The sequence below is a fragment of the Rhizobium sp. S96 genome (genome assembly GCF_030382195.1).
GTDB lineage: Bacteria > Pseudomonadota > Alphaproteobacteria > Rhizobiales > Rhizobiaceae > Rhizobium.
Genome location: NZ_JAUDRY010000032.1, coordinates 36695 through 53983, shown reverse-complemented (window position 1 = coordinate 53983; position 17289 = coordinate 36695). Strand labels below are relative to the sequence as shown.

At 60.1% G+C, this 17289-nt stretch carries 18 protein-coding genes; 16 read left to right on the top strand and 2 right to left on the bottom strand.

The features are described 5' to 3' along the window. The 16 genes from ccoO to QTL94_RS23895 all read left to right on the top strand — a co-directional run. The coding region (gene ccoO, locus QTL94_RS23970; RefSeq protein ID WP_289803270.1) for a cytochrome-c oxidase, cbb3-type subunit II at positions 1–599 on the top strand (599 nt) is incomplete at its 5' end. 9 nt (positions 600–608) lie between these two features. Then, on the top strand, positions 609–761 hold the full coding sequence (locus QTL94_RS23965; protein WP_065691373.1) for a cbb3-type cytochrome c oxidase subunit 3: 153 nt from the start codon (positions 609–611) through the stop codon (positions 759–761). Position 762: 1 nt separating this feature from the next. Beyond that, positions 763–1626 (top strand): cytochrome-c oxidase, cbb3-type subunit III, encoded by an 864-nt coding sequence (gene ccoP / locus QTL94_RS23960; RefSeq protein ID WP_065691374.1) that lies wholly within the window; start codon positions 763–765, stop codon positions 1624–1626. Between the two features lie 10 nt (positions 1627–1636). Continuing rightward, on the top strand, positions 1637–1825 hold the full coding sequence (locus tag QTL94_RS23955; RefSeq protein WP_065691375.1) for a hypothetical protein: 189 nt from the start codon (positions 1637–1639) through the stop codon (positions 1823–1825). 259 nt (positions 1826–2084) lie between these two features. After that, the gene (gene ccoG, locus QTL94_RS23950; RefSeq protein ID WP_065691438.1) at positions 2085–3647 is read left to right on the top strand and encodes a cytochrome c oxidase accessory protein CcoG; all 1563 of its coding nucleotides are present in this window, start codon (positions 2085–2087) and stop codon (positions 3645–3647) included. Then, entirely contained in the window at positions 3644–4129 is a 486-nt protein-coding gene (locus QTL94_RS23945) for a FixH family protein (RefSeq protein WP_065691376.1), read from the top strand. Before ccoG ends, QTL94_RS23945 begins: the two co-directional genes overlap by 4 nt. Next, entirely contained in the window at positions 4126–6408 is a 2283-nt protein-coding gene (locus QTL94_RS23940; RefSeq protein WP_065691377.1) for a cation-translocating P-type ATPase, read from the top strand. Before QTL94_RS23945 ends, QTL94_RS23940 begins: the two co-directional genes overlap by 4 nt. Next, on the top strand, positions 6405–6563 hold the full coding sequence (gene ccoS / locus QTL94_RS23935; protein ID WP_065691378.1) for a cbb3-type cytochrome oxidase assembly protein CcoS: 159 nt from the start codon (positions 6405–6407) through the stop codon (positions 6561–6563). Before QTL94_RS23940 ends, ccoS begins: the two co-directional genes overlap by 4 nt. 19 nt (positions 6564–6582) lie before the next feature. Then, positions 6583–7251 carry a Crp/Fnr family transcriptional regulator gene (locus QTL94_RS23930; RefSeq protein WP_065691379.1) on the top strand — a complete coding sequence of 223 codons (669 nt, stop codon included), beginning with the start codon at positions 6583–6585 and terminating at the stop codon, positions 7249–7251. 185 nt (positions 7252–7436) lie between these two features. Then, on the top strand, positions 7437–9350 hold the full coding sequence (locus tag QTL94_RS23925; RefSeq protein ID WP_065691380.1) for a methyl-accepting chemotaxis protein: 1914 nt from the start codon (positions 7437–7439) through the stop codon (positions 9348–9350). 134 nt (positions 9351–9484) lie between these two features. Then, entirely contained in the window at positions 9485–10204 is a 720-nt protein-coding gene (locus QTL94_RS23920; protein ID WP_065691381.1) for a response regulator, read from the top strand. 78 nt (positions 10205–10282) lie between these two features. After that, entirely contained in the window at positions 10283–11404 is a 1122-nt protein-coding gene (gene ccmI, locus QTL94_RS23915) for a c-type cytochrome biogenesis protein CcmI (RefSeq protein WP_065691382.1), read from the top strand. Then, positions 11401–11853, top strand: a complete 453-nt coding sequence (ccmE, locus tag QTL94_RS23910; RefSeq protein ID WP_065691383.1) for a cytochrome c maturation protein CcmE — start codon at positions 11401–11403, stop codon at positions 11851–11853. Before ccmI ends, ccmE begins: the two co-directional genes overlap by 4 nt. Continuing rightward, positions 11850–13835, top strand: coding sequence for a heme lyase CcmF/NrfE family subunit (locus QTL94_RS23905; RefSeq protein WP_065691384.1), 1986 nt, complete (start codon positions 11850–11852; stop codon positions 13833–13835). The genes ccmE and QTL94_RS23905 overlap by 4 nt, the downstream gene beginning before the upstream one ends. 68 nt (positions 13836–13903) lie before the next feature. After that, positions 13904–14335 carry a cytochrome c-type biogenesis protein gene (locus tag QTL94_RS23900; RefSeq protein WP_244499478.1) on the top strand — a complete coding sequence of 144 codons (432 nt, stop codon included), beginning with the start codon at positions 13904–13906 and terminating at the stop codon, positions 14333–14335. A 75-nt stretch (positions 14336–14410) separates the two neighbouring features. Continuing rightward, on the top strand, positions 14411–15097 hold the full coding sequence (locus QTL94_RS23895; RefSeq protein ID WP_065691385.1) for a CBS domain-containing protein: 687 nt from the start codon (positions 14411–14413) through the stop codon (positions 15095–15097). 467 nt (positions 15098–15564) lie between these two features. Here the strand turns inward: QTL94_RS23895 and QTL94_RS23890 are convergent, their stop codons facing one another. Next, entirely contained in the window at positions 15565–16134 is a 570-nt protein-coding gene (locus QTL94_RS23890; protein ID WP_065691386.1) for a DsbE family thiol:disulfide interchange protein, read from the bottom strand. Positions 16135–16288: 154 nt separating this feature from the next. Further along, positions 16289–17047, bottom strand: coding sequence for a heme ABC transporter permease (locus QTL94_RS23885; RefSeq protein ID WP_289803269.1), 759 nt, complete (start codon positions 17045–17047; stop codon positions 16289–16291). Between the last annotated feature and the right edge of the window lie 242 nt (positions 17048–17289).

Below are 17289 nucleotides of genomic sequence, written 5' to 3'. Positions count from 1 at the left end.
AGGTCGAAGGCATGCGTCCCTACACGCCTCTCGAACTGGCGGGACGCAACATCTACATCCGCGAAGGATGCTATGTCTGCCATAGCCAGATGATCCGGCCGTTCCGGGACGAGGTGGAGCGCTACGGCCACTATTCGCTTGCCGCGGAATCCATGTACGACCATCCGTTCCAGTGGGGATCGAAGCGAACCGGTCCTGACCTTGCTCGCGTTGGCGGCCGCTACTCGAACGAGTGGCACGTTCAGCATCTGTCGGATCCGAGAGCCGTCGTGCCGGAATCGATCATGCCCAAATATGCCTTCCTGAAGGAACAGGAAGTCACGGTCAAAGACGTCGGCATGGACCTCAAGGCAAACGAGGATGTCGGCGTGCCTTATAACGACGACATGCTCGCCAATGCCGAAGCCGACATGAAGGCGCAGGCCGATCCGAACGCCGATACCGCTGCTCTTCTCCAACGATATCCGAAGGCGAAAGTCGGCGATTTCGACGGTGACCCGCAGAAGCTGACCGAGATGGATGCGCTTGTCGCCTACCTCCAGATGCTGGGCACGCTGGTCGATTTCTCGACCTACGACGACGCAACCGGCTATCGATGAGGTGATCTGATGGAAACCTATACCGCAATGCGGCACTTCGCCGACAGCTGGGGTCTTCTGGCAATGGCCGCGTTTTTCGTTGGCGCGATCGTCTTTACGCTCCGTCCCGGCAGCAAGCAGACGGCCAAGGACGCCGCCGATATTCCCCTGAAGGATGATTGAGATGTCGGAAAAGCATGTTGATGAAATCAGCGGCGTCGAGACCACCGGACACGAATGGGACGGCATCAGGGAGCTGAACAACCCGATGCCCCGGTGGTGGGTCTGGACGTTCTATGCGACAATCGTCTGGGCGATTGGCTATGCTATTGCGTATCCAGCCATCCCGATGATCACCTCCGCCACCAAAGGGTACCTCGGATATTCGACGCGCGCTGAACTTCAGCAGGATCTGGATCAGGCAAAGGCGGGACAGGCGAAGTATCACGAGATGATCGCAGCAAAGACCGTGCAGGAGATCGACGCCGATGCGACGCTTCGTGAATTCGCGATCGCCGGTGGCGCGTCCGCTTTCAAGAATAACTGCGCTCCCTGCCACGGTTCCGGCGCGAGCGGCGGCCCCGGATTTCCGAACCTGAACGACGACGACTGGCTGTGGGGCGGCGACCTGCAGTCGATCCAGACGACGATCGCCCACGGCATCCGCTATGATGCCGACACCGATACCCATGTATCGGAGATGCCTGCGTTCGCCGATACGCTCGATGCGACTCAGACGACGCAGGTTGCTGCCTATGTCTGGAGCCTGACCAATACGCCCTCCGATCCTGCTTTGGCCCTGGCCGGCAAGCAGATCTTCCTGGATAACTGCGCCGCATGCCACGGCGAGGATGCCAAGGGCAAGATCGAGATGGGGGCTCCGAATCTGGCAGACGCGATCTGGCTCAAGGCAAAGGGCGAGGAAGCCATCGCGAAGCAGGTGGCCTCGCCAAAGCACGGGGTGATGCCTGCCTGGGCGGGGCGCCTAGGTGACACGACGGTCAAGGAGCTCACTGTCTTCGTTCATTCCCTCGGCGGTGGCCAGTAAGGAGGATCAGATGAGCACCCATGATCACAACCCACTTCTCGGGCTCTATGGCACCCCGCGCTCCGTTATCCACTCCCGCGTATCGTCTCGCTCCAGCAAGACTGTGACACCGGTGAGCGAACAGGAAGATCCGGAAAAGATCGGCAGTTCGATGATATCTTTGACGTCGCTCAAAGATCAGTCGACGACAAGCCGATAACAACGGTCTTCGAGGACGTCCAAGCGGAAATCTCCCCCGCAGTTCCTCGCGGCTACGTGTCTTAATCTCCTTTGACGTAGCCGAAATAGCTTCGCGCAGCGGCATCGCACCTGCTGCGCGAAGGCCTTGGTTCCCAGTCTTTCGGGGTCGTGCTTCCTGTCCGGAGCGCGGCCCTTTTTTGAACTCTTTTTGCTTGATCTGGATCAAGGATCGAAGGAGCAAAACGTAGCAGAAGTGCATTGGAACCTTGGGAATGCAGATGAATCTCTATACAGCTCCTGATCCGAAAAACGTCCGGCGAGTGAAGGGCGTGAACAACCCCAAGGGCAGCCAACCGTTGTACGCGGCGCGCAAAAAGATTTTGCCAAAGCGTGCTGAGGGTCGGTTTCGCCGCCTGAAGTGGATCGTGATGCTGGTCACGCTCGGCATCTATTATCTGGCGCCCTGGATTCGTTGGGATCGCGGACCTTACGCGCCCGATCAGGCGATTCTCGTCGATCTCGCCTCGCGACGCTTCTACTTCTTCTTCATCGAGATCTGGCCGCAGGAATTCTATTACGTCGCAGGGCTCCTCGTCATGGCGGGTTTCGGACTGTTTCTTGTGACATCCGCCGTCGGTAGGGCGTGGTGTGGCTACGCTTGTCCGCAGACCGTCTGGGTCGATCTTTTCCTCGCGGTCGAGCGCGCCGTCGATGGCGACCGAAACGCGCAAATCAAGCTCGACGCCGCGCCTTGGAGCTTCGATAAGCTCCGCAAGCGGGTCCTGAAACATGCGATCTGGCTGGTGATCGGCGTAGCCACCGGCGGTGCCTGGATCTTCTACTTCGCCGATGCGCCGACACTTCTTGCGTCCCTGGTCCAAGGGCACGCTGCTGGCGTGGCCTACGCCACTGTGGCGACGCTGACCGCGACGACCTACATACTTGGCGGCTTCATGCGCGAGCAGGTCTGTACATACATGTGCCCCTGGCCGCGTATTCAGGGGGCGATGTTGGACGAGAACTCGCTCGTCGTGACCTATAACGACTGGCGTGGGGAACAACGCTCCCGCCACAGCAAGAAGGCTCAGGCGGCAGGTCAGCCTGTCGGCGACTGCGTGGACTGCAACGCCTGCGTCGCCGTCTGTCCCATGGGCATCGACATCCGGGATGGCCAGCAGATGGAGTGCATCACCTGCGCTCTCTGCATCGACGCTTGCGACGGCGTGATGGACAAGATCGGCAGGCCACGCGGCCTGATCTCCTACGCGACGCTCAGCGAGTACGCCAGCAACATGAAGATTGCGACCGACAATGGCCGCACGCCCGTGCAGCCTGCGCTGGTTCGCAAGCCGGACGGCTCCTTTGTTGATGGGATCAGGCATTTCAACTGGCGGATCATCTTTCGTCCTCGCGTCGTCTTCTACGCCACGGTGTGGTGCATGATCGGCGTGGGTATGATTGTCCATCTGGCCACGCGCGAACGTCTCGAATTGAACGTCGTCCATGACCGAAATCCGCAATACGTACTCGAGAGCGACGGCTCTATCCGCAATGGTTACACGCTCCGCGTTCTCAACATGGTCCCCAGGCCGCGAAAGATCGAGTTAAGCATCACCGGTCTCGACGGCGCGACAATGCGCATTCCCGAGCTCGGCAAGCAGGAGGGCCGAACCTTTACGATCGACGCCGCACCGGATGCCGCGACGACCCTCAAGGTCTTCGTGACACGACATGGCGCGAGCGCTCCCGTTTCAGAGTTCCTGCTCTCGATCGAGGACGACGGCCACTCGGACCGCGCGACCTACCGCGCGGCATTCAATACCCCTGGAGCAGCACAATGACTTCGACATCCAAAGGATTCACTGGCAGACACATGCTGTTGACGACTTGCGGGTTTTTCGCGGTGATCATTTCGGTGAACGTGACCATGGCGTGGTTCGCTTCATCGAGCTGGAGCGGGCTGGTCGTAGAGAATACCTATGTCGCGAGCCAGCAGTTCAATCAGAAGGCCTCTGCAATAAAGGCGATGGTCGCCACGGGCGTCACCGGTGCGACCTCTCTCCACGGCGACATCTTCACCTACAGGCTCCGCAATCGCGACGGCTCGCCCGCTCAGGCCGATGAAGTCGAGGCACACTTCCGACGTCCAGTGGGCGACCACGAGGACTTTGTTGAATCCCTAAAACTCGTTGAGGCGGGACGATACGAGGCAGACCGCCACGTTCCCTCTGGCGACTGGATTGTCGAGCTGATTTCGAAGCGCGACGGCGTGGTGGTGATGCACGAAGCCCAGCGCTTCGACACCGCGGGGTTCGGTCGATGACCTGCTGCATGATCAACGCCGAAGCCGTGCTCGCGATGAACCCAAGATCTTTCAGCTCTGAAGAGATCACCCTTGCAAGTCATTCTCTTGGGGATGGAATGCGCCAGCTCGACCTGAGCGTTCCAGACGCACACTGCGGCGGCTGCATCGGTACGATCGAGAAGGCCCTCTCCGCTCTGCCTATCGTGAAGAAGGCCAGAGTCAATCTTACATCGCGTCGCGTCACCTGCGTTTACCGAGAGGCGTTGGAGGATAGGCCCACGGATCCGGCGCTCATCCTAGAGGCTATCGAGAAGGCGGGCTATCGCGCCCACCTGTTTGCGCCTGTCGCCGCCGGAAATGACGAGACGCGCAACCAGTTGCTGCTGGCGGTCGGCGTTGCCGGCTTTGCTGCGGCCAACATCATGCTGCTCTCGGTTTCGGTCTGGTCTGGCGCGGACGCCGCAACGCGGGACATGTTTCATTGGATTTCGGCGATGATAGCGGCACCCGCGCTCGTCTATGCCGGTAGGTTCTTCTTCCGCTCAGCCTGGAACGCACTAAAGCACGGCCGCACCAACATGGACGTGCCGATATCGCTCGCTGTGACGCTTTCCTACGCGGTGTCGCTATGGGAAACGATGCACCACGGCGAACACGCCTGGTTCGATGCTACAGTTTCGCTGCTGTTCTTTCTTCTTATCGGCCGGGCGCTGGACCACGTCATGCGTGAAAAGGCTCGCGCGGCGATCAACGGTCTGGCCCGCATAGCACCCCGCGGCGCGCTAGTGTTACAGCGCGATGGCTCGCGACGGTACGTAGCGGTAGAGGATATCGACGTAGGTGACGAGATCGCAGTGGCACCGGGCGAGCGGATTCCGGTGGACGCCATCGTAGTCAGCGGCGAAAGCGATCTCGATCTCTCGATCGTCACGGGTGAGAGCAGCCCGGTGGCAGCCCGCCAAGGCACGTCTGCGAGTTCGGGAGCCATGAACTTAACCGGATCCATCGTCGTAAGAGCGACCAAGATGGCGAAGGATTCGCTTCTCTCCGAAATCATCTCCCTGATGGAGGCCGCTGAAGGTGGAAGGGCGAGGTACAGGCGCATCGCAGACCGGGCCGCGTCCCTGTATTCGCCTGTCGTGCATCTCCTTGCACTCGCCTCGTTCCTTGGCTGGGGTCTCATAGGTGGCGACTGGAAACAGGCCATGTTGGTCGCTGTCGCCGTCCTCATCATTACATGCCCGTGTGCACTCGGACTTGCTGTTCCCGTGGTGCAGGTAGTAGCGGCCGGGGAGCTCTTTCGTCGGGGTATCATGGTCAAGGACGGTTCCGCCCTCGAGAGGCTCGCAGAGGTCGACACGGTCGCGTTCGATAAGACTGGTACCGTCACTATGGGGATCCCACGACTGGTGAGCATGGAGGCGTTGGATGAAGCGAATGTCGCGTTAGCTGCCGGTCTGGCGGTTCACTCGAAGCACCCGCTTTCGCAGGCGCTAGTCCGCGGCGTCGCCATGCCGACTGCCTCGTTCGACCGCGTCCTTGAGATACCCGGCGGCGGTCTGGAAACGTCCTACAACGCAGCGTGCTATCGACTGGGTAGCTTCTCCTTCGCCTGCGGCGGTACTCCCTCGCAGTCCCAGGGATCTCTGTCTGAGGTCGTTCTGGCGAAGGACGGTCGTCCTGTCGCCCGCTTCTTCTTTGAGGATGCACTAAGGCCGGGCGCGGACGCCTCGATCCTTCGGCTCCACGATATGGGGTTGAAGACCTTGATGCTCTCGGGAGACCGCGAAGGTGTTGTGGCGGCCACGGCGGCCAAGCTTGGAGTCGATGTGGCGCTTGCAGCGTTGACGCCTCGGCAGAAAGTCGATGCGTGCGAGAGACTGCGCGACGATAGCCGCAAGGTCCTCATGGTCGGAGACGGCATCAACGACGCTCCTGCACTCGCCGCCGCCCATGTCTCCATTGCCCCCGCCACCGCCTCCGATATCGGCCGACAGGCCGCTGATCTCGTCTTCTTCAACGAACGACTGGACGCGGTGCCACATGCCATCGAAGTGGCAAGGCGGTCGGCGTCGCTCATCCGCCAGAACTTCGCCCTTGCAATCGGCTACAACATTCTGGCCGTGCCCATCGCGATCGCCGGGTTCGCCACCCCGCTTATAGCAGCGGTCGCCATGTCGACGTCGTCAATCATCGTGGTGAGCAATGCGCTGCGTCTCAACGCTTTCGCTCGGCGACACCAGATAGACAGCCGGGCCAACGCAAGCGAACTGACGCCGGAGGCGGTTTTGGCATGAACACGCTGATCTATCTGATCCCGATCGCGCTCCTGATGGGGGGCATAGGTCTATCAGCCTTTCTCTGGTCGCTGAAAAGCGGGCAGTACGAAGATCTCGAAGGCGCGGCGTGGCGCGTTCTCGCCGACGACGAACGAGAGGAAACACGGCGCTAGAGGTGGCCAGGAGGAAACGATGCTTCAAAAAATTCGCAGGGTAAGGCAGTCGGAACTTTTGCGTGGCGTCTCCGCCGAGGTGGCCTCCGAAATAGAGGCGACGTGCCAGATTAAGACATTCTCGAGCAACGAGTTAATCCATCAGGAGGGCGAGCGGGCCGCCGCGATTTTCTGTGTCCTCAACGGCCTTGTCAGGCTCACGAAGACGGACGCCGCGTCGGGGCGGGAGGCTGACGTCTGCATATGCGAGGCCGGTGAGACCTTTGGAGAGTATCTTCTCCTGGACGGTGCAAGCTATGCAACCGCCGCCCGCACGGCCGACATCACCGACGTTGCCATCTTCGATCTCGTGAAACTTCGGAAGCTCGCCGGGCGTCACCCAATCCTACAGACCAATGCTGCGCGGATCATGTCGAGACATCTCAGTGAAGCATTTCTTTGCATATGTGCCGACCGGCTACAGACCGCGCCACAGCGGGTGGCCAATTATTTTCTGGGTCGCTGCCCGGAGGGCGCCGTGCAGGCCAGCTTCCGATTGCCATTTCAGAAACGAATCCTTGCAGGAAAGCTCGGTCTTGCTCCCGAAGCTCTGTCCAGAGCGTTCGCAGCCCTTGCCGATGCCGGAGTGGACGTGCGCGGCAGCACGGTGAATATCCTGAGCGTGGCAAACCTTCGGGCTGCCTGCTAGACGAGACCCCAAATATGGGGGCGACAGGTGAAGAACGTTTAAACGTACTTTAAGCTCTTCATCCTATTTTTGGGGTTGCGGCTACGTCGCGGCCTCACACAGGCATAACATGAGGGAATGCCACGGGTTTTTCTGCGCGGGATGTCATCCGCTGACAGGATCAGCGAGCGTTTTGCGGAGTTCCGATGCGTCACCTCTCAATCACAATCAAATTTCTTACACTTCTTGCGTCGGTGGGGCTCTTCGTCCTTTGTGCGGTCGGGTACTCAAGCTACCAGATGTTGTCGATCGACAAGCAGTATCAGGGTCTGTTGCAAGGCGAGGAAACCGCGGTGATCAATCTCGCGCGCGCGAACCGCTCCCTCCAGACAGCACGCGCGGCGATCAGCGACATGCTGATGTCGCGGACCGACGCCGCGAACCAGTCTGCCATGGCGGAATTGGATTCCGCGCGCCAGAGCTTCGTGAAGTTCATCGACACCGCGATCGCAGCCTTGCCCGGCAACGCGGAACTGCCGACGATCAAGGTTCGAGGCCTGCGGATCGTCGACGAAGCGTGCAAACTCTCGATTCAAAAGGCGCTCGTCGCCACGGCATCTGAAGAGGTCCTGGCTTCCCAGGCAGAATTCCTAACGAGGTGCCAGCCTCAATTCCCAGAAGTATCCAAGACTTCGGTCGAAGTCGCGCAACGGCTTATCGGCGACGTAGACGCGAAGGACGATGCCGCGGAGACTGCCGCGCGGAACGCGGTATGGACGACGGTCACTTCGATCCTCGCAGGTCTTTTCCTGTTCCTTCTCCTCGGCTTGGCAGGAGTTCGCAAATGGTTGGTGGTCCCGGTCAGGGACCTGTCTGAATCCATGCGCCGCCTAGCCGACGCGGACTATTCAACCGAAGTGATGGAGCGCGACCGCCGCGACGAAATCGGCGCCATGGCTCGCGCCGTCCAAGTCTTCAAGGAGAACGGGCAACGCGGCGTCGAACTGGAGCATGAAGCCGAGGAAACTCGCGGCAGAACGGAGGAGGAGCGCCGACGCAATGCCGAGATGGAGCGACGGCGTGCTGACGAGATGGGAACCGCCACGCGAAGCCTGGGATCCGGCCTCAAGCACCTTGCAGGAGGCGATCTCGGCTTCACCCTTGATACGCCGTTCGCCGCCGATTTCGAAGGGCTTCGAACCGACTACAACAGCGCGGTCTCCCAGCTGGCTCAGACGCTCCGGGCAGTGTCGCAGGCGACGGCGGCCATCGATGCGGGATCGCAAGAGGTCAGCCAAAGCGCAGACGACCTGTCCAAGCGGACCGAGCAGCAGGCAGCCTCGCTCGAAGAGACCGCCGCCGCGCTCGACCAGATCACCGCCAACGTTTCGAACGCGTCCAGGCGTGCAGAAGAAGCCCGGTCCGTCGCCGCGGAAGCGGAGGAGAGCGCGGAGCATTCGGCTCAGGTCGTCGCGAGAGCCGTCGATGCGATCGAGAAGATCGAGGGATCGTCACGCCAGATATCCAACATCATCGGCGTGATCGACGACATCGCATTCCAGACCAATCTCCTGGCACTGAACGCAGGCGTCGAAGCAGCTCGAGCTGGAGAGGCCGGCAAAGGATTCGCAGTTGTTGCCCAGGAGGTCCGAGAACTTGCCCAGCGCTCCGCAACCGCCGCCCGCGAAATCAAGGATCTCATCCGCTCCTCCGAAACGGAAGTCGAGAGCGGCGTTGCGCTCGTTCGCGAAACCGGGAGCGCGCTCGAAACGATTCAGAAGCACGTCGCCAAGATCAACCAGCACATGGATTCAATCGCATTATCCGCCAAAGAACAGTCAGTCGGCCTGACGCAAGTGAACACCGCCGTAAATGAGATGGACCAGGTGACCCAGAAGAACGCTGCGATGGTGGAGGAGGTAAACGCCGCTAGCGCCACGCTTGCCGGAGAGAGCGGTAGGCTGCGGTCATTCTTGTCCGCATTTCATCTTCCGGGCGTCGAGACCAGCCCGCGTGTCGGCCAGCCCTCCCGCTCCGGCGGGAACATCAGCGTCCTCACACCTTCTTCAGGACGCGCTCCAGCGGCTGCTCAGGCCGCAGCCGATTGGGAGGAGTTCTGATTTACGGCACCATCGCCCGCGATTTGTGTTTCGCGGGCGATGGTGCGTCGATCGGTCCTGCGTTCTGCCAGGCGGTAGCGCGGCTTGCAATCCTGCGTTATGTGTGAGGCGCACAGGCAGCAGGACGGAGGAACATGGAACCGGATCGTATTCTCGTGGTCGATGACGACGCCCGGATCAGGCAGATGCTCGTCCGATATTTCGATGACAATGGATACCGCGTGACGGCGGTCGCGAATGGCGCGGGGATGCGCGCTGAACTTGTTAAAAGCGAATATGTCGCTATTTTTCTTGATCTCGTTCTTCCTGGCGGGGAAAACGGCTTCGACCTGCTCAAGGAGCTGCGGAGCAAATCCGACGTTCCCGTGCTGATGCTGACGGGACAGGACGACGTCACCGACAAGGTCATTGGACTTGAGTTCGGTGCCGACGACTATGTCGCCAAGCCATTTCACCTTCGCGAACTTCTCGCTCGGCTGAGAACCGTGCTTAGACGACGGGCGGCTGCAACTCCCCCCACGGGGAAATCCGCGCCAGCGGACGAAGCGTTCCATTTCGAAGGCTACCGTCTTGACGTGCCACGACGCCGACTCACCTCGCCCGAGGGCGATGATGTCCCGCTGACGACCGGCGAGTTCGACATGCTTCTTGTCTTCGTGCGGAATTCCGGGCGGGTGCTGTCGAGAGAGACCCTGATGGAACTCACTCGAAGTAGAAACCTCGAAGCGTTTGATCGGGTTATCGACGCGCAGATCGTGCGGCTCCGCAAGAAGATCGAGCCGGACCCGAAGGCGCCCGCCCTCATCCAGTCCGTTCGCGGCATCGGCTACGTCTTCACCGGACGCCAGCTCTAAGCGCGAGTTAATTGATCCCCGTCAATGTGCGGGGCAGGGACGTGGATAATATGCTCTCGCAACAGAGCACGTTTGAACATGATCATTTGGACATTATTCGCGGTCATCACGGGCATCGTGACGGCCGTGCTACTGCACCCGCTGTCGACGCCTCGCAGAGCCATCGAGCCGACAAGCGACGCAGGGCAGATCTATCGCGACCAGATGGAAGAGCTCAAGCGCGAACGCGCGGACGGCAGAATAAGCGTGGACGACTACGAGCTCGCGCGGGCGGAGACAGCAAGGCGGCTGTTCCGCGAAGCTGACGTTGGCGAGATAAAGAGCCGGCCTGTTTCCCTGGCAAAGGTGAAACTAGCTACGGCGGCCTTCCTATCACTTGCGAGCATTTCGCTTTATGTCGCAGTTGGCTCGCCGGATCTTCCGTCTCTCCCGCTACAGCAGAGGCTGGCTCATCCGGGTCAGGATCTTGCCATCTTGATCCGCAAGACGGAGGCTCATCTTGAGAGAGCGCCCGACGACGGCCGCGGCTGGGACGTCATCGCGCCGATCTACCTGAGAACCAATCGCGCCGCTGACGCCACCAAAGCCTACGAGAATGCCATTCGGCTGCAAGGTCCAAGTTCTGAAAGGCTCGATGGTTTGACCGAAGCCGTTTTGGCGACTTCGGACGGTACGGTCACGGATTCAGTCAAACGCGTGTTGGACCGGTCCTTGGCGATCGATCCGAAAAATCCTCGAGCCAGGTTCTATCACGCTTTGGGCCTCGAACAGTCCGGAAGAACTGGCGACGCGCTAAAGGCTTTCGAGGCGATTGCTAAGGATTCACCGACCGGCGCGCCTTGGCTGCCGCTGGTCAACGACCACCTCGCCAAAAACGGCGGAACGCCTGTTTCTCCACCCCTCGGCGCCCCTCGCGGACCGACTGGGGACCAAGTCGTAGCCGCGAACGGAATGAGCGCGAACGATCAGGAGGAGATGGTCCGTGGTATGGTGGAACGCCTCGATGAGAAGCTGACCAGGAATCCGGATGACTTCCAAGGCTGGCTGCAGCTTATCACTTCATATGGCGTCCTTCATGACAAGCCTCGCACGCAAGACGCGCTTGAGCGCGCACTTGGGAGTTTTCAGTCGAAAAGTAACGAGGGTTCGAAGCTCATCGCGGCCGCGCGCGAATTCGGCGTTGAAAGAAACGAACAATGACTAGAAAGCAGAAGCGTCTCGCCGTCATCGGTGGTGGGATGAGTTTCATAATGGCCGCGGTTCTCCTGGTAATGTTTGCCTTCGGCCAGTCCGTTGCCTACTTCTATATGCCGTCGGACCTTGCGGCGAGCGGCGTCCTGCCTGGCACAAGAATTCGTCTAGGTGGTCTCGTGGGAGAGGGCAGCGTCAAGCGGGGCGGCGGACCCGAGGTCGATTTCACCGTGACCGACCCCGGCGGCGCGATCGTGCATGTTCGATACGCTGGGATCCTTCCAGACCTTTTCCGCGAAGGACAAGGCGTCGTGACTGAAGGGAAGTTCGAAGCTGACGGGCAACTCTTCTCGGCGGACACCGTGCTTGCCAAGCATGATGAACGTTACGTACCCAGAGAAGTCGCTGAAAAGCTGAAGGAACAAGGCCTCTGGCAACAAGGGGAGCCGAAGCAATGATCATCGAGATCGGCCACTACGCACTCATTCTAGCGCTAGCGACGGCGATCATTCTTTCTGTCGTTCCCGTGATCGGCGCCCGCCGCAGCGATCAGGCGATGATGGACGTGGCGCCGCTCGGCTCAATGGTTCTTTTCAGCCTCGTCGCCTTCTCCTTCGGCGTGCTGACCTATGCGCATGTGGTCTCCGACTTCTCGGTCGAGAACGTCTGGGAGAACTCGCACTCACTTGTGCCGCTGATCTACAAATATTCCGGCGTATGGGGCAATCACGAGGGATCGATGATGCTCTGGCTGCTGATCCTGGCGCTCTTGAGCGCGATGGTGGCACTGTTCGGGCGAAATCTACCGGATACGCTGAGGGCCAATGTGCTGGCGGTGCAGGCCTGGGTTTCTGTCGCCTTCATCCTCTTCATCTTGCTGACCTCAAATCCTTTCGTTCGCCTTGATCCGGCACCGGCCGAGGGACGTGACCTGAACCCGGTGCTACAGGATATCGGCCTCGCCATCCATCCGCCTCTTTTATATCTCGGCTATGTCGGCTTCTCCGTCTGCTTCTCCTTCGCCGTCGCGGCGCTGATGGAAGGACGGATCGATGCCGCCTGGGCGCGCTGGGTGCGGCCATGGGCGCTTGCCGCTTGGACCTTCTTGACCCTCGGCATAGCCATGGGTTCTTACTGGGCCTATTACGAACTCGGCTGGGGCGGCTGGTGGTTCTGGGATCCGGTGGAGAATGCCTCTTTCATGCCCTGGCTGGCAGGAACGGCACTGCTGCATTCCGCCCTTGTCATGGAAAAGCGCGAAGCGTTGAAGATCTGGACGGTGCTGCTTGCGATACTGACATTCTCCCTGTCGCTGATGGGCACTTTCCTGGTGCGCTCCGGCGTGCTGACCTCCGTCCATGCCTTTGCGAGCGATCCGAGCCGCGGCGTCTTCATCCTTTGCATCCTTATGATCTTCATCGGCGGGGCGCTGTCGCTTTTCGCCTTCCGCGCGCCCCTGCTTTCTGCTGGCGGGCTCTTTGCGCCGATCTCGCGCGAGGGCGCGCTGGTGCTGAACAACCTGATCCTGACGGTTGCCTGCGGGACGGTGTTGACGGGCACGCTTTATCCGCTGCTGTTGGAAACGCTGACGGGAGACAAGATCTCCGTCGGGCCGCCCTTCTTCAACATGACCTTCGGGCTGTTGATGATCCCGCTGTTGCTGGTAGTACCCTTCGGTCCACTGCTCGCCTGGAAGCGCGGCGATCTCCTGGGCGCCATGCAGCGCCTGTATGTCGTGGCAGGCCTTGCCTTCATTGCGGCTCTCGTCTTCTTTTATATCGAGCATGGCGGGCCGGTTCTTTCAGTTCTCGGTCTCGCTGCCGGCCTTTTCCTCGTCTTCGGCGCTGGGGCTGATCTCTGGTACCGCGCTGGTATCGGCAAGGTGGCGGCCAATGTCGCTTGGCGCAGGCTTAGCGGTCTTCCGCGTTCGGCCTTCGGTACCGCACTGGCGCATGCCGGCCTCGGCATCACAGTTCTTGGTATCGTCGCGGTTTCGACCTTTGCGACGGAACATGTGCTGGAGATGAGGCCGGGAGAGACCACTTATGCTGGCGGCTACTCGCTTCGGTTCGATGGAATGCAGCCAGCGGCCGGACCCAACTACAAGGAAGATCGCGGTCATTTCAGCGTCAGCCGCGCTGGTGTCGAAGTCGCTGACGTCTGGTCCGCCAAGCGCGTCTATAGCGCGCGCCAGATGCCGACGACGGAGGCGGGCATCCTGACCTTCGGGCTGAGTCAGCTTTACGTCTCGCTCGGGGACCCAACCAATGCCGACGGCATTGTGGTGCGTATCTGGTGGAAGCCATTCATTCTTTGCATCTGGGGTGGCGCGCTCGTCATGGCTTTCGGGGGTTTCGTCTCGCTTAGCGATCGACGCCTGCGGATCGGTGCGCCCAGGCGCAAGGCCAAAGCTGTTGTGGCAATGGAGCCGGCGGAATGAAAGCGATGAGATGCTCCTCTTTTCCGTTGCCGGGTTGCATAGTGCAGGTGCTGGCGCTTCTCCTGACGATGTTGTCGCCATTCCCGGCGCTCGCGGTGAACCCAAATGAAATGCTGCCGGACCCTGCGATGGAGAGTCGCGCGCGAACGCTGTCGGCGGAACTGCGCTGCATGGTCTGCCAGAACCAATCGATCGACGATTCCAACGCAGAGCTCGCCAAGGATCTGCGGCTTTTGGTGCGTGAGCGCATTAAGGGTGGCGACAGCGACGAACAAGTTTTGGACTACATCGTCTCTCGCTATGGCGAGTTCGTTCTCTTGAAACCGCGCTTAAGCATCCGCACCATTACGCTCTGGGGAGCCCCCATCATTCTCGTCCTGGCGAGTGGCGTCTCGCTGCTGGTCTTTGCGCGCCGCCGCGCCGGACAGCCGCCGGGCAGTCGTCTGAATCCGGAGGAGGAAGCAAAGCTGCGGGGTCTGCTGAACCCGCCGCCTCTTTGATCAAGGTCAAAGCGTAGTTCAGCACTGACGACTAACGTCTTATCCGAACAATACTTTCATATGCGAGGCAGACAGATGCAGGCCAAGGACGTCATGACAAAAGACGTAGTCCATATCAGCCCGGCCATTGGTATCCGTCATGCTGTTGCCGTCATGCTCGAGAACAACGTGAGCGGCCTCCCTGTGGTCGATGATCAGGGGCGGGTGTGTGGAATGCTGACCGAGGGCGACCTTCTGCTTCGCAGGGAAATAAGGCTGTCGTCTCGACCAGCCCGCGCGCCGGAAGTCATTTCGGAAACTGATCTCGAACGATACATCAGCAGTAACGGGTGGTCGGTTGCCGACGTCATGTCCCAGGACGTCATCGTGGCCGGTCCTGACAGCGAAATATCGGACATTGCCGAAAGCCTGCAGGCCCATCGAATAAAGCGCCTGCCGATCGTGGAGGACGGAAAGCTGATCGGGATCGTCAGCAGGCGGGACATCTTGCAGATTATCATCGACGCGCCGGCAACTACCCTGCCAAGAGGAGACGCTTCTATAAAGCTTGCATTGCGCACCCGCCTTCGTTCCGATCTGGGGCTGACCTCTCAGAGGATACAGGTTACGGTCAAGGACGGTCAGGTCACACTCGAGGGGCAGGTTGAGTCCGAGCTCAAGCGGAAGGCCGTTCGAAGCCTCGTCGAAGGACTTGGGGTCGGGGCGATATGCGACCGAATTAGAATCGCCGAGGCGCCAATTGAGGCAACTGGAGCAAGATAGCTGGGCGAGCGTTCTGCTCACGGGCCACCGCATTACGTGTGGAAAAGGTTAAGGCTGTATTGTTTGTTGAAGGGATGTTCAGGTCGCCGCAGCCTCGACGCTGTTTGCACGGGGGAGGCGGATCGGCTTGCGAAATGGTGCACGCGAGGAGACCTGTCTAGTAGTGCGCCACTATCCAAGACAAGACAAGGCCTCTGCCAAGGTTTCCCGCACCTGACACGGACTGTTGCTCCGACCCGCGCATTTACCATCTCACCTTACATGCTGCGCGTCTTTGCGCCGGCTCAAAGATACGCTTGTTCGGCAGGAAAGCGTTTCTACCAATCAACTTGTTTGGTGGGATGAACACGGCAGATCGAGTGTCGCGCATCCCATCGGCGATCGGCGATACCGAAGCCACGTTACTTCGGCGAACCTGCTGCACGCGTTCAAGCTATTCGCCGTACCGGCGCGTCCTGAGCGATAGATCAGAGATTTGCGCTTGCCGACAACTGTTCGATGAGAGGCTGGAGTTCGCGCGTGATCGCTTTCTCGTCGAGCGGACCCACGTGCTTGAAGGCGATGCGCCCGGTCCGATCGAGTACGAAAGTTTCCGGAACTCCGTAGACGCCCCACTCGATAGATTGACGCCCTGATCGGTCGGTTCCGACGGCTGCGTACGGATTGCCTTCGCTGTTAAGGAACGCGCTTGCGTCTTTCGGGTCGTCTCTGTAGTTGATCCCAACCACCTTCACCCGCCGGTCCGAGGAGAGACGCATAAGGAATGGGTGTTCTTGGCGACATGGGACGCACCAGGACGCGAACACATTCACGATCGTCACGTTGCCCTTGATGATATCCTCGCTCGGTGCCGGGGGCCCTCCCTCGAGTCTTGGCAGCGCCATTGGAGGGTGGTTCTCACCGATGAGCGCGGACGGGAGGGTGGATGGCGAGTAACCTTCTTGTGCCTCGCGGTAGAGGTTATTTGCGACCACGGCCGCGAAACCCAGGAATACGACGAGTGGAAGCGCGGCTGCCAGGTGGCGGCTCGCTGTCAACGTGCTCTCCGAGGTTGCTTGGCATGAACCAGTGCCGCCACCCGGCGTCGAAAGGACCTACCTTCGATCCAAACCTTCGCCGAGGTCGATATGACCACGGTAAGCGTGACAGCGTATGCGGCCAGAACGTAGACTTCGTGTTGCATTTTCATCCTTACTTGTTCGTGGCCGCGCGTGCTGCAAGCCGATAGTGCGAAATGAGCTTTCGACGCCATATCTCGTTTCGGATCGACGCCAGGTAGAGCGTCGCGAACAGGCATGCGAACGCGAAACCCATCGTCAACAAAGGCCGCAGGAACTCCAAGTCGAGTGCCGGTCCGTCGGACCGTAGAACGCTCGCTGGCTGGTGAAGGGTGTTCCACCAATCGACCGAAAACTTGATGATAGGTATGTTCACGAACCCGACCACGATAAGTACCGCTGTGACCCTACCAGCGCGATTTGGCTCGTCTATCGCCCGATTGATCGCGAGAATCCCGAGGTACATGATGAAGAGTATGAACATTGATGTCAGGCGTGCGTCCCACACCCACCAGGTTCCCCACATCGGCTTTCCCCAAATCGCTCCCGTCATTATCGAGACAAAGGTGAAGGCTGCCCCTAGCGGGGCGGCTACCCGCGCCGCGACGTCCGCAAGCGGATGCCTCCAGACGAGCGACCCGATGGCGTTCACCGTCATCACGCTATAGCAGAGCATGCCCATCCAGGCCGAAGGAACGTGAACGTACATAATCCGTACGGTTTCACCTTGCTGGTAGTCTACGTCCGTTGTGAAACTCAACCACAGCCCGACCGCGAAGGCGACTAAAGTCGTCCCTGCCAATGTTGGGATAACACTGTCGGCCAGCGCGACGAAGCGAGAAGGCTGTGCCAGGTCGCTAAGAGACTTGGAGAACTTGGAAACGACATTCATGCAGGCACCACTAGCCTGCCTGGCGTCCAAGATAATTGATCCTGATCAAAGAATGCGTCGAAGTGCCAGCGGCCCGAAAGTTCAGGCCCGCGCCGCCAGTGCAGGCATGCTTGACCGGCGGTGTCCTGTTGAGAAAGCTGAGAGGCGCTCAAGCCTGCTTGCCTTCGGGGATAGGGCCGCAGTCGCCGCATTGGATTCCTCCACCATCGCCGCGGTGCGCTGCGTATGGCGATCGGGGGAGG

Excerpts from the sequence above, each read along its gene's own strand:
- QTL94_RS23885 (WP_289803269.1), bottom strand. The coding sequence starts at position 17,047 with ATGAATGTCGTTTCCAAGTTCTCCAAGTCTCTTAGCGACCTGGCACAG.
- QTL94_RS23930 (WP_065691379.1), top strand. The coding sequence starts at position 6,583 with ATGCTTCAAAAAATTCGCAGGGTAAGGCAGTCGGAACTTTTGCGTGGC.
- QTL94_RS23940 (WP_065691377.1), top strand. The coding sequence starts at position 4,126 with ATGACCTGCTGCATGATCAACGCCGAAGCCGTGCTCGCGATGAACCCA.
- QTL94_RS23905 (WP_065691384.1), top strand. The coding sequence starts at position 11,850 with ATGATCATCGAGATCGGCCACTACGCACTCATTCTAGCGCTAGCGACG.
- ccoG (WP_065691438.1), top strand. The coding sequence starts at position 2,085 with ATGAATCTCTATACAGCTCCTGATCCGAAAAACGTCCGGCGAGTGAAG.
- QTL94_RS23945 (WP_065691376.1), top strand. The coding sequence starts at position 3,644 with ATGACTTCGACATCCAAAGGATTCACTGGCAGACACATGCTGTTGACG.
- ccoS (WP_065691378.1), top strand. The coding sequence starts at position 6,405 with ATGAACACGCTGATCTATCTGATCCCGATCGCGCTCCTGATGGGGGGC.
- QTL94_RS23965 (WP_065691373.1), top strand. The coding sequence starts at position 609 with ATGGAAACCTATACCGCAATGCGGCACTTCGCCGACAGCTGGGGTCTT.
- ccmI (WP_065691382.1), top strand. The coding sequence starts at position 10,283 with ATGATCATTTGGACATTATTCGCGGTCATCACGGGCATCGTGACGGCC.
- ccmE (WP_065691383.1), top strand. The coding sequence starts at position 11,401 with ATGACTAGAAAGCAGAAGCGTCTCGCCGTCATCGGTGGTGGGATGAGT.
- QTL94_RS23955 (WP_065691375.1), top strand. The coding sequence starts at position 1,637 with ATGAGCACCCATGATCACAACCCACTTCTCGGGCTCTATGGCACCCCG.
- QTL94_RS23920 (WP_065691381.1), top strand. The coding sequence starts at position 9,485 with ATGGAACCGGATCGTATTCTCGTGGTCGATGACGACGCCCGGATCAGG.
- QTL94_RS23895 (WP_065691385.1), top strand. The coding sequence starts at position 14,411 with ATGCAGGCCAAGGACGTCATGACAAAAGACGTAGTCCATATCAGCCCG.
- QTL94_RS23925 (WP_065691380.1), top strand. The coding sequence starts at position 7,437 with ATGCGTCACCTCTCAATCACAATCAAATTTCTTACACTTCTTGCGTCG.
- ccoP (WP_065691374.1), top strand. The coding sequence starts at position 763 with ATGTCGGAAAAGCATGTTGATGAAATCAGCGGCGTCGAGACCACCGGA.
- QTL94_RS23900 (WP_244499478.1), top strand. The coding sequence starts at position 13,904 with ATGTTGTCGCCATTCCCGGCGCTCGCGGTGAACCCAAATGAAATGCTG.